Raw genomic sequence first — 9,095 nt, forward strand, 5'->3', positions numbered from 1 at the left:
AGAAGAACTTACTTGTAGCGACTGGCAGCCGAACTGCGGGACAGGTTCGGCGCCATCACCAGCCGCGCAGCCACAAAGGCTTGCCACTCACCCGCATCCGGAAGGGACGGGATGGTAATGAGCTCGCCCTGGTCCAGACCTGCCAGCGCGGCATCGACCATCTCGCCAGCTTCCATGACCATTTCGGCCGGGATGCCGCTGGCATCGATTCCGGAACGCTCCCAGATTTCAGTGCGGGTAACGCCGGGCAGCACCGCCTGGACTTTTACACCGGTGCCGTCGAGTTCAGCGTTCAGCGATTGGGTCAGGCTCAGCACATAGGCTTTACTGGCACTGTAAGTGGCGTTGAAACGCTCTGGAAACAGCGCCACGACCGAGGCAATGTTGATGATCGTGCCGCGACCCGCCTTGGCAAAACTCGCTGCAGCGGCCGATGCCAGACGAGTGACCGTGGTGACGTTGAGCTGGATCAGCCGCTCGAGATTCTCTAAATCTGCATTGGCCAACAGACCGTCAGCCGCAACGCCGGCGTTGTTGACCAGCAGGCTGATGCTCGAATCACTGCGCAGACGCTGCTCGAGTTTGAGCACGTCATCCTTTTGCGTCAGGTCCGCCTTAAGCACTTCGACCTGAACACCATGGGCGTCACGCAGCTTGCTTGCGGCACTGTCCAGACGCTCTTGGTCGCGGGCCACTAACAACAAGTCAAAACCGCGCGATGCCAACCGCTCTGCGTAAATCGCTCCGATACCAGAGGATGCGCCAGTGACGAGAGCGGTACCTTGGGACGCAACAGAATTCATGACAGGACTCCTGGAATGCTTGAGAGATAGCCCTCTGGATCGGGTTGATACAGAGCGCGTGGAAATTATTATATGCATAATCTCAACGCAATATGATAGCCGTAATTTTTGGCTATCCGACGGGCGTGCTCTTGGTTTCCTCAGTCAAACGCCTTACCAGAAAAACAAAAAGGCCGGTCAATGACCGGCCCCTTGGCGTTGAACAATAAGCTTAGTTCACTTCCAGCTTGTCGCGATTGCGATCCAGGATCGCCTTGCCGATACCCTTGACTTCCAGCAACTCGTCCACGGATGCGAACGGCCCATTTGTTTCACGATACGCAACAATCGCTTTGGCTTTGGCCTCGCCTACACCCGACAGTTCCTTTTGCAGCGTTGCCGAGTCGGCCTCGTTGAGATTGATTTTTGCACTTTTCGAAGACGCCGCAGCGTCGATCACGATCGACGCTTCTGGCGGCACAGGCGGGGAGACAGGCGCCGCAACCACCGCAATAGAGGCGCTAGTGAGCAGAGCAAACATCAGGGAATAGAAATAACCAGTACGCATTAGTGACGCTCCATCATCATTTGAGAAAGCAGCTTTCCGAAGCTGCTCTTCAAATGTAGGTCATGACGGGCTCAAGTCAAAAATGCGTGCGTTACAGGATGTGAAACAATCAGGGCTCGAGGCGGCGTTGCTGGTAGATCCAGTCGACGATCTCGCCGTCGGGGGTGTAGCCGGAGACGGTTTCGCGCAGGAGCTGGCGGACGCGGGAGTAGTCGTCTTGCTCGACCGCGCCGAGTAACTCACTCAACTTGCCCTTGAGTATCTCCCAAGGCAAGTGGTCTTCATTGGCAGTCATTATCATCGTGTGTGGCGTAACCGCCACGTTGTCGCCGATCAACAGTTCCTCGTAGAGCTTTTCACCCGGGCGCAAGCCGGTAAATTCGATAGAGATATCACCTTGTGGATTACGATCGGAGCGAATGCTTAAACCGGACAGATGGATCATTTTTTCCGCCAGTTCGACGATTTTCACCGGCTCGCCCATATCCAGTACGAACACATCGCCCCCCTGCCCCATTGATCCAGCCTGGATGACCAATTGCGCGGCTTCCGGGATGGTCATGAAGTAGCGGGTGATTTTCGGGTGGGTGACAGTCAGCGGGCCGCCATTTTTGATCTGACTGTGAAACAAGGGAATAACAGATCCTGACGAGCCCAGGACATTGCCGAAACGAACCATGGTGAAACGGGTTTTGTTGACCCGAGACACCTTGGCATTGTCCCCAAACAGCACTGGCGCAATTTCTCTGCTCAATGCCTGCAGGACCAACTCGGCCAAGCGTTTGGTACTGCCCATTACGTTGGTGGGACGAACGGCCTTGTCGGTAGAGATCAGTACAAAATTGGCGACCCCCGACTGCAGTGCCGCCTGGGCAGTGTTCAACGTGCCGATCACATTGTTCAATACACCTTCGGCAATGTTGTGCTCCACCATCGGCACATGCTTGTAAGCGGCGGCGTGATAAACGGTATCCACGCGCCAGGTTCGCATCACGTCGAGCAATTTTTCCGGGTGGCGGACGGAGCCAAGAATCGGCAGCAGATGTAAGGAAACCGACTCCCGGCAGCCACGTTGCTCGAGTTCGGTCAGGATGCTGTAAAGGTTGAATTCGCTGTGGTCGAACAACAGCAGCGTGGTCGGACCCAGCGCGAAAATCTGTCGGCACAGCTCCGAACCAATAGAGCCACCAGCACCAGTGACCATCACCGCTTTGCCCTTGATGCACCGCTCCAGCAGATCGCCTTGTGCGGGCACCGAATCGCGCCCCAACAAGTCGGCGATGTCGACCTCTTGAATATCCTCGACCTTGACCCGACCACTGGCCAGATCAGTAAAGTTCGGCACACTTCGAATATGAAGCGGGAAGCCTTCCAACAGGTTGAGAATCTCCCGGCGCCTGGCGCGGGTAGAGGATGGAAGCGCCAGGAGGATTTCCTGAGCACCAGTGACATCGATCATTTCCTGAATATGCTTGGGTTTGTAGACATGTAAACCGGAGATCGAACGATCGGCAATGCTCGCGTCATCATCGATGAAGGCCACTGGGCGCATCACCTTGCCCATGCGCAACGCCGCCACCAACTGGTTGCCCGCTACACCGGCACCATAAATGGCCACTTTGATCAGACCGTTGTCGCGGTTGGTGAATGGCACATGTTGCGCTGCCGTGAACCAATCCCCCATGAAATATTGACGCATGCATAGCCGCAAGCCGCCAATGATGACCAGACTCAGCCACCAGTAATTGAAAATGATCGAACGAGGCACCACTGCTTCATGATTGCTGTACCAATAGACAACCACGGCTAAAATCAATGAGGACAAACTGACAGCTTTGATAATGGCGATCAACGCGTCATTACCGAAATATCGCATCACCGCGCGATACATGCCGAAACGGATGAACAGAGGAATTGCCACCACCGGCGCGCACGCGAACAACCAGAAGTGGACCCTGAACGGGTTATACATATCATCGATGCCGAGTCGAACGATGAATGCCAACCAAAGAGCGGCCCAGACCAGAATAACATCCGTTGCTACCTGCAGCAGGCGCTTGTGACGTCTGGGCAGCCCTAGCAGACGTTCTCTGATCTTATCCATTGACTCTTCAAACAAATCAGCTTCCTCCCTTCAACTGCCGCAGCACCGTAGTCGAGCCGAGGCTTTTATTGCACTTTAACCGCAAATGACAAAACGGTGACGGGTTCTTCATGGAGCCGTTTCACTTTCACCTGCGCGAAATAGCACCACCAAGCACAGCAATGGAGCATAGGCCAGAATAAGTCCTAGGCAGCCGTCAAGACCAAATCGTATAACCGCTACTGCTATTGGCAACAACCAGATCAAATTGATCGCCGCCACTGTCAGTGTGACAGCCAAATGACTATTGAACCGACGAGAGGCGAATTGGTATGCATGACTGCGATGGGCTTCGTAAATCCGTTCCCCGCGCAGCAAACGGCGAAGCAGCGTGAAAGTGGCATCGACTATGAAGACACCCAGCAGAATCAGCCAGGCCCAGAACATTTCGGCGCTGACGCTCGCCGCCTGCACTGACAGCCCCCCCAGCACCAGGCCGAGGAACCCACTACCGGCATCTCCCATGAAGATACGCGCCGGTGGAAAATTCCAGACCAGAAAGCCCGCCACACAAACCGCGAGTAGCAGCGGCGCCCAGATCAGTTGTGCCCATCCTCCCAGCCAAGCCAGTAAACCCGCACCCAGGCACACACAAATGGCCTCGACACTAGCGATGCCATCTATGCCATCCATGAAGTTGTAGAGATTCAGTAGCCACACCAGATAAAACGCCGCCAGTACATGCCCCACCAGACCCATATCGATCGCGACGCCCCATAATTGCATCGGGGGCATTCCACCCATCCAGAAAAGCAGCCAGGTCGCCGCTCCGAAATGCCCCAGCAACCGCCAGCGTGCGGCAATGTGGCCGTGGTCATCCATGAAGCCGATCAGCGCCACCAGCGCCCCTGAACCTGCAAGCGCCCAAAACGACGAAGTGGCGAGCAGATCCCGCCACTCCAGAAACACCAGCGCCAGTGTGAACGTCAAGACAATCGCAACGCCTCCACCACGAGGCGTCGGCACCGAATGCGAACTTCGGGCATTGGGAATATCGATCAAGCTGCGTGACAAGGCGTAGTAGCGCAGTGCCCATGTCAGCGCAAAAGCGAGAAAGGCGATGACTGCGATGAACCATCCGTAATTCATGTTCGACGAGAGTCCAGAAAATGCTGTGCCGTAAGGCTCAAGGTGTGATCAAGGGTCAAAGGAGGAACCCAGTTCAAAAGTTGCCGGTTTTTACTGATGTCTACTTGCAGAGAACCGAACAGTCTCTGCGCCAATGCCCTTCGTCCCAATACAATAGCAACGCCGCTCATGAGCCATACAGGGATCGGCAATAATCGCGAGGGCGCTCCCAATGCCTTGGCCAGTCGGCGTAGCAGCTGGGTCGTCGACAAATCCTCACCATCACTGGCAAGGAAAACCTGGTTCGCTGCCGCAGGATGCTCGGCGCAAGTCAGAATGAGATCCACCAGATTATCGAGCGCAACCAGGCTGCGCTGGTTGCGTATTGCACCAAACGGCAGCGGAACTCCGCGATGAAGCCAGCGCATCATGCTCTGGAAGTTGGCCTTGACCCCGGGACCGTAAACCAGCACCGGCCTGATGATCACCACCTCCATGCCCGAGGTGACGGCCAGCGTCTGCAGTGCCTGCTCAGCCTCCATCTTGGAAATGCCGTAAGGGTCCGTCGGCGCCGGCACATCCTCACTGGTGAAGGCCTTACCCACAGCAGTGGCCTCACCGTTGACCTTGATCGAACTGATAAAGATGAAGCGCCTGACGCCCGCCGCTGCAGCCTGGCGTGCCAGATTAAGCGTTGCGTCGACATTGACGGCGCGAAACTCCGCCAGCGGGTCTACCGCGACATCTTTCATGACGTGAACCCGTGCAGCTGCATGGATAACACATTCGATGCCGCACAATGTCTTCCCCCAGTCATGCCCGCCACTCAAACCGCCCCACGGGATCGAACGCACACCATCGGGAAACCTGGTGGACACGTTGCGCACTGGAGCTATCACCGAAAAGTTTGCACAACTCGCCAATCGCTCGATTAATGCGCGCCCCACAAAACCGCTGCCACCGGTTACCAGAAATGTCTTGGAGCTCATGGGCGACCCTTGTGAAAACTTGAAAATCTGTGAAGAGGTGGACGCCAGTCTTTGTAAACCAAAGGCGAACCCGATCGCTGGCGCGCGAGGCCGAAGATTGAAAGTAAGAACAGCTTGAGACCCGCAGTTTATTGAATTGGAGGCCGGTTAGCCACTTCATCCACCGCTCCCGAGACCACTCTCGGCACAAGTAACGCATTAATCCATCGACTTATTTACCGGCCTGATCTGCACCAAAAGCTTCAAACTTACGCTGAAATTCGAAAACGCCTCAAATATGGAGTGAGCTTACTGCGGCGGAATCGACGACTAGTCGATTCGCCAACACACCGGTTTGACAGCAAAAGCAGCGTCTTACAGCTGATATTGTTCACTGTAAATGCACTTTGCTGGTTGGAGCGGGGCCGGGGTACGGATAGAATCCGTCCGGAAAAGGAACTGATGGCATGTCTGATCGAGGACATGGCCACATCCCAGCATTGATGATTTCGGCGAACTTCGCCGATTAATTATATATCGCCCGCTTTTTGCTTCGAAATGGAGAGCCCCCATGCAGCAAATCAACAACCTTGCAGCGAAGATAGTCAAGTTTCAATCTCAAATTAATTCTTCGGTGCAACGGGTAGTCGCCAGCGGCTGGGTGATTTTGGGGCCAGAAGTGAAACGCTTCGAAGCGGATTTCGCGAAATATCTTAATGCTGGTCACTGTGTCAGCGTCGGCAACGGCACTGATGCCATCGAACTCGCGCTTAAAGCGCTGGGTGTAGGTAAAGGGGATCAAGTAGCGACGGCTGCCAATGCTGGCATGTACACCACCACGTCGGTGCTGGCCATCGGCGCAACACCGGTTTTCATGGACGTCGATCTCAATACTCACGTGGTGACCCTTGCCCATGTCAAAGAGGCCATCGAAGCCGGCGTCAAAGCCATAGTCGTGACTCACTTGTATGGCTTGGCGGTACCCGACATCAAGGCAATCGCTGAGTACTGCGCGACGAACAATGTTCCTTTGCTAGAAGATTGCGCTCAGGCTCACGGTGCCGAGCGCGATGGACAACGCGTCGGCACATTCGGAGATGCGTCAAGCTTCAGTTTTTATCCGACCAAAAATCTTGGCGCACTGGGCGACGGTGGCGCGGTTGTGACCAACTCGGCACAAATCGCGCAACGCGTGGCTCAATTACGGCAATACGGCTGGTCCTCCAAATATTGCGTTGAACTGGACGGGGCCCGTAACAGCCGCCTGGATGAAATGCAGGCGGCCATCCTGTCCGAGTTCCTACCCCATCTCGACGAAGGCAACGCTCGCCGTCGCGAGATCGCTGCACGCTACAGAAACGAAATTCAGCACAGCGACATTGAGCACGCGCAGGACGTCGGCCTGGCATCAGTTGCCCACCTGTATGTCATCAAGTCGCCCAAGCGCGACGCCCTGCAGCTGCATTTGCGCCAAGCGCAGATCGCCTCCGACATTCACTACCCTATCCCGGACTACAAACAACCAGTCTTCGGCCAGCAATTTGCCGATCTGAGCCTGACCAACACCGAGCAATTGGCCGCTCTGATCCTGACACTTCCGTGCTACCCGGAAATGACCGACGAAGAAATCAGCAATGTTGTCGCAGCGGTCAATGGATGGGCTGCATGAGATATTCCGTCATCGTTCCAGTCTATAAAAACTCCGACTCGATTCCCCGACTGATTCAAGCCCTGACGGACATGAACCACGCGCTCGAGAATCAGCTCGAAGTGGTTTTCGTGGTCGACGGCAGCCCGGATGATTCGTTTGCGCTGCTCAAGCAGGCATTGGGCGCTATGAGCTTTCCTGCACAATTACTTGCCCATTCACGCAACTTCGGTTCATTTCCGGCCATTCGCACCGGTTTGATGGCCGCCAAGGGCGAGTATTTCGGCGTAATGGCGGCCGATCTGCAAGAGCCGCCGGAGCTTCTGATCAGCTTCTTCCAATCACTGGCCGCTGATGAATGCGATGTAGCCATTGGTACGCGCAACGCCCGACAGGATCCGCTGTCCAGCCGGATGGCATCGTCGATCTTCTGGGGCTTGTACCGCCGCCTGGTGGTGCATGACATGCCCAAGGGCGGCGTAGACATTTTCGGCTGCAACAAGGCATTCCGCGAGCAACTATTGCAACTGAACGAGTCGCGCTCGTCGTTGATCGCTCTGATCTTCTGGCTGGGCTTCCGCCGAAAATTCATCGAATACGAACGCCAGACCCGCCTGGAAGGCAAGTCAGCGTGGACATTCAAGAAAAAGTTCGAATACATGATGGACAGTGTGTTCGCCTTTACCGACTACCCGATCCGACTCCTCACTCGAATGGGCGCAATGGGTTCGATCGTCTCGCTGTTCATCGGCTTGATGGTGATTATTGCAAAACTGTCAGGTGCGATTGATGTACCCGGTTATGCCGCCACTATCCTGGTCGTGCTACTGCTCGGAACGTTGAATTTACTCGGCATCGGCCTCGTTGGCACTTATGCCTGGCGGGCCTACGAAAACAGCAAGCAACGCCCGCTAGCCATTGTCTGCATAAAACTCGACAACAAGGAGAACTCAAGTGTCTGATGCCTTCATTCACGCCACTGCAGATGTTAAATCCGGAAATATCGGCAAAAACACGCGCATCTGGCAATACGTGGTGGTCTTCCCGGACGCAGTGATCGGTAACGACGTGAACGTCTGCTCGCATTCCTTGATCGAAAACGATGTCGTAATCGGCGATCGCACGACGATCAAATCCGGTGTTTATGTGTGGGACGGCCTTCGAATAGGCGCCGACGTTTTCATCGGCCCAAATGCCACGTTCACCAACGACAAGTTCCCGCGCTCCAAGGTTTACCCCGAGTCGTTTTCGCAGACCGTTATCGAGGACGGCGCTTCTATTGGCGGTGGCGCAGTGATTCTACCGGGCATCACCATCGGCACTGGTGCAATGGTCGGTGCGGGTGCGGTTGTCACCAAATCCGTGCCACCGTACGCCATTGTCACCGGGTCACCGGCGCGTATCACCGGCTATGTGGAAAACTCCGCATCCAGTGATGCGGCCAAAAGCCCTGCAGTAAAAGCGCAAGAGCAGTCGGAAGCTGTAGTGCGCATCGGTGTGGGCGATGTAACCACCCATCGCTTCAAGTACATCGCCGACATGCGCGGCGACCTGTCCGTAGGTGAATTTCACAAGGAAATTCCTTTCACGCCGAAGCGCTACTTCCTAGTGTTCAATGTTCCAAGCCAGAAGACACGAGGCGAGCATGCCCACCACAAATGCCATCAATTCCTGATTTGCGTGAAAGGCAGTTGTGCTGTGGTTGTTGATGACGGCACCAACCGTGCCGAAGTCTTGCTGGACGCGCCGAACAAAGGCATCTATCTGCCGCCGCTCACTTGGGGAATACAGTACCTGAATTCAACACATAAGTGCAACGCTCACCCCTGTATGCACTTCGTACGGCGTCTTCCAGCCCAAGCGCTTGCGCGGGCGTAGATTGATCCTCGCTACTGTCCGATTGACGGCTTCGACGGTC

At 55.4% G+C, this 9,095-nt stretch carries 7 protein-coding genes and 2 pseudogenes; 3 read left to right on the top strand and 6 right to left on the bottom strand.

Going from position 1 to position 9,095, the window contains the following annotated elements:
- Positions 1 to 8 precede the first annotated feature (8 nt).
- The 5 genes from JJD74_RS21270 to JJD74_RS21290 all read right to left on the bottom strand — a co-directional run bounded on the left by JJD74_RS21270 (position 9) and on the right by JJD74_RS21290 (position 5,550).
- A complete protein-coding gene (locus JJD74_RS21270; protein ID WP_042560335.1) occupies positions 9 to 803 on the bottom strand; it encodes an SDR family NAD(P)-dependent oxidoreductase in 795 nt (264 codons plus the stop codon).
- Between the two features lie 211 nt (positions 804 to 1,014).
- Positions 1,015 to 1,350 carry a ComEA family DNA-binding protein gene (locus JJD74_RS21275; RefSeq protein ID WP_042560336.1) on the bottom strand — a complete coding sequence of 112 codons (336 nt, stop codon included), beginning with the start codon at positions 1,348 to 1,350 and terminating at the stop codon, positions 1,015 to 1,017.
- 109 nt (positions 1,351 to 1,459) lie between these two features.
- A complete protein-coding gene (locus JJD74_RS21280) occupies positions 1,460 to 3,454 on the bottom strand; it encodes a polysaccharide biosynthesis protein (protein WP_200616738.1) in 1,995 nt (664 codons plus the stop codon).
- A 108-nt stretch (positions 3,455 to 3,562) separates the two neighbouring features.
- On the bottom strand, positions 3,563 to 4,582 hold the full coding sequence (locus JJD74_RS21285; protein WP_200616739.1) for an MraY family glycosyltransferase: 1,020 nt from the start codon (positions 4,580 to 4,582) through the stop codon (positions 3,563 to 3,565).
- The gene (locus JJD74_RS21290) at positions 4,579 to 5,550 is read right to left on the bottom strand and encodes a UDP-glucose 4-epimerase family protein (protein WP_200616740.1); all 972 of its coding nucleotides are present in this window, start codon (positions 5,548 to 5,550) and stop codon (positions 4,579 to 4,581) included. The genes JJD74_RS21285 and JJD74_RS21290 overlap by 4 nt, the downstream gene beginning before the upstream one ends.
- A gap of 550 nt (positions 5,551 to 6,100) precedes the next feature.
- Here JJD74_RS21290 and JJD74_RS21295 point away from each other — a divergent pair.
- The 3 genes and pseudogenes from JJD74_RS21295 to JJD74_RS31270 form a co-directional block, all read left to right on the top strand.
- Positions 6,101 to 7,198 carry a DegT/DnrJ/EryC1/StrS family aminotransferase gene (locus tag JJD74_RS21295; protein ID WP_200616741.1) on the top strand — a complete coding sequence of 366 codons (1,098 nt, stop codon included), beginning with the start codon at positions 6,101 to 6,103 and terminating at the stop codon, positions 7,196 to 7,198.
- Positions 7,195 to 8,139 carry a glycosyltransferase family 2 protein gene (locus JJD74_RS21300; protein ID WP_200616742.1) on the top strand — a complete coding sequence of 315 codons (945 nt, stop codon included), beginning with the start codon at positions 7,195 to 7,197 and terminating at the stop codon, positions 8,137 to 8,139. Before JJD74_RS21295 ends, JJD74_RS21300 begins: the two co-directional genes overlap by 4 nt.
- A 106-nt stretch (positions 8,140 to 8,245) precedes the next feature.
- Positions 8,246 to 8,923 (top strand): annotated as a pseudogene (locus JJD74_RS31270) (WxcM-like domain-containing protein); the annotation flags it as partial.
- Between the two features lie 54 nt (positions 8,924 to 8,977).
- Here the strand turns inward: JJD74_RS31270 and JJD74_RS30900 are convergent.
- Positions 8,978 to 9,095 (bottom strand): annotated as a pseudogene (locus JJD74_RS30900) (IS30 family transposase); the annotation flags it as partial.

This window comes from Pseudomonas sp. MF6776 (assembly GCF_016613125.1).
Lineage (GTDB): Bacteria > Pseudomonadota > Gammaproteobacteria > Pseudomonadales > Pseudomonadaceae > Aquipseudomonas > Aquipseudomonas iridis.

Bases quoted from the DNA above. Each gene is read 5' to 3' on its own strand.
- JJD74_RS21300 (WP_200616742.1), top strand. From the start codon at position 7,195: ATGAGATATTCCGTCATCGTTCCAGTCTATAAAAACTCCGACTCGATT.
- JJD74_RS21270 (WP_042560335.1), bottom strand. From the start codon at position 803: ATGAATTCTGTTGCGTCCCAAGGTACCGCTCTCGTCACTGGCGCATCC.
- JJD74_RS21275 (WP_042560336.1), bottom strand. From the start codon at position 1,350: ATGCGTACTGGTTATTTCTATTCCCTGATGTTTGCTCTGCTCACTAGC.
- JJD74_RS21295 (WP_200616741.1), top strand. From the start codon at position 6,101: ATGCAGCAAATCAACAACCTTGCAGCGAAGATAGTCAAGTTTCAATCT.
- JJD74_RS21280 (WP_200616738.1), bottom strand. From the start codon at position 3,454: ATGGATAAGATCAGAGAACGTCTGCTAGGGCTGCCCAGACGTCACAAG.
- JJD74_RS21285 (WP_200616739.1), bottom strand. From the start codon at position 4,582: ATGAATTACGGATGGTTCATCGCAGTCATCGCCTTTCTCGCTTTTGCG.
- JJD74_RS21290 (WP_200616740.1), bottom strand. From the start codon at position 5,550: ATGAGCTCCAAGACATTTCTGGTAACCGGTGGCAGCGGTTTTGTGGGG.